Raw genomic sequence first — 2,042 nt, forward strand, 5'->3', positions numbered from 1 at the left:
GTACGGGGTCGGGCGGGAAGGGCGGCACCGGGCTCGGGGCGGGCGGCACGGGCGGCACGGTGGCCCGTCGTGCTGGGGCGGTCATGGCGGTCTGCCTCCTGGGACTCGCCGGAACGGATCTTGCGCTGCGCTTACCCGGCCCTCCTCGTCCTACCCGTCCTATCCTCAGCCTCATGACCTGGTTGCGCGCCCTGCGCCGCAGTGCCCGCGAAGGGCTGCGGATCGAGCGCGCCGGGCTGGAACCGCTCGTCGCGCTGCGCGCCGCCGCGGGCGTCGCCATCGTCATCGGCCTCTCGCTGTGGCTGGCCGGCCCCTCGGTGGCCGCTTCCTCGGCCTTCGGCGCCTTCGCCTCCGGCATGGCCACCTTCCAGCGCAGCTGGCGGCCCCGGCCGGTGCTGGCGCTGGTCGCCGGTACCGGCCTCGCCGTCAGCACCTTCCTGGGCTACCTGGCGGGGGCGCACTGGTGGGTGTTCGTGGTGCTGCTGGCGGTCTGGGCGTTCCTGGCGGGCATGGCCTGGGCGCTGGGGCCCACCGCGGGCATCGTCTCGTCCCTCACCGTCGCCGTCATGCTGGTCGTGATCACCCTGCCGACCTCCGTGCTGGGCGCCTTCGGCCACGCGCTGGTCATCGCGGCGGGCGGGGTCGTGCAGGCGGGGCTGATCGTGCTGTTCCCGGTGCGCCGCTGGGGCCGGCAGCGCGACGCGCTGGCCGACGCCTTCGCGGCGGAGGCGGACTACGCACGCCGGCTGCGGCACGACCCGGTGGCGCCGTTCGACCCCCAGCCGCTGATGACCGCGCGCAACGCCGCCGTCATCACCGACCGGCAGGCGCGGCGGCGCCCGGCCGCGCTGCGCGGCAAGCGGGTGCTGGCCGAGCGCATCCGTCCCGTGCTGGCCTCGCTCGCCGATCCCGCGGTCGGCGCCGCCGCCGAGGGTCCGGAGCGCGACCGGGCCCGCGAGCTGCTGGCCGCGGCGGCCTCCGTGCTGGACGCGGTGGCGCGCGCGGTACGGGAGGCCCAGCCGGTGCGCGTACCGCCGGAGGCGGACTCCGTGGTGCTCGTCGAGCCCGTACCGGAGGAGCGGCTGACCGGGCCCGCCCGGCGCACCGCGCTGCGGCTCGTCGCGCTGCTCAGCGAGGCGGTCTCCTCCGCCACCGGCCGCGGCGGCTCGGTGAGCAGCGACACCGCCCACCTGCGTCGTCCCAGCGTGGCCGAACTCCTGCCGCTCGCCACGCGCACCGTACGGCGGGAGGCCCGTTTCGACTCGCCCGTCTTCCGGCACGCCGTCCGGCTGGCCGCCGTCACCCCCGCGGGCTACGCCCTGGGCGTGGCCCTGCCGCTCGGGCACGGCTACTGGGCGCCCCTGACCTCGGTGCTGGTGATGCGGCCCGACTTCTCCCAGACGTACGGCCGCAGCGTGGCCCGCTTCATCGGCACCCTGGCGGGCGTCACCGTGGCGACCGCCGTGATGCAGTCCTTCGCCCCGGGGCCCTACCCCTGCGCCGTGCTGGCGGTGGTGTCGGTCGCCCTGATGTACGGCCTCCTGCGCACCGGCTACCTGGTCTCCCAGGTGGCCGCGTCGGCGTACGTGGTCTTCCTGCTCGGCATGGCCGGCTCCAGCTGGACGCAGACGGTGCCCGACCGCGTGCTCCTCACGCTCCTCGGCGGGATGCTGGCGACGGCCGCGTACGCGCTCTTCCCGGCCTGGGAGACCCCCCGGCTGCGGAACCGGCTGGCCGACCGCATCAAGGCCACCGGGCGGTACGCTGCCGCCGCGATGGAGGCCCACGCCGCCCCCGCCCGGGGACGGCGCGAGGCCGTGCGCGCGGCCCTGCTGGACGCCCGCGCGGCCGCGCTCGCCTGGGACCAGGCGGTCGCCCGCGCCGACGCCGAACCCGTCCGCGGCCGCGGCCTGTCCCACCGCGCCGCCGACGGCGCCGACGCGGCCCTGTCGGCCATGGGCCGCGTCCCCATGCTCATGGAGGCCCACCTCCCGGCCCCCGACGCCGACCCGGTCCCGGACGCCGCCCCTTCGCCCTGCACC

General features: G+C 77.4%; 1 protein-coding gene. It reads left to right on the forward strand.

The window, feature by feature from the left end; translation table 11 throughout:
• Nucleotides 1–173: 173 nt before the first annotated feature.
• The coding region (locus PV341_RS44840; RefSeq protein WP_500361004.1) for an FUSC family protein at nucleotides 174–2,042 on the forward strand (1,869 nt) is incomplete at its 3' end.

The sequence above is a fragment of the Streptomyces sp. PA03-1a genome (assembly GCF_033792805.1).
Lineage (GTDB): Bacteria > Actinomycetota > Actinomycetes > Streptomycetales > Streptomycetaceae > Actinacidiphila.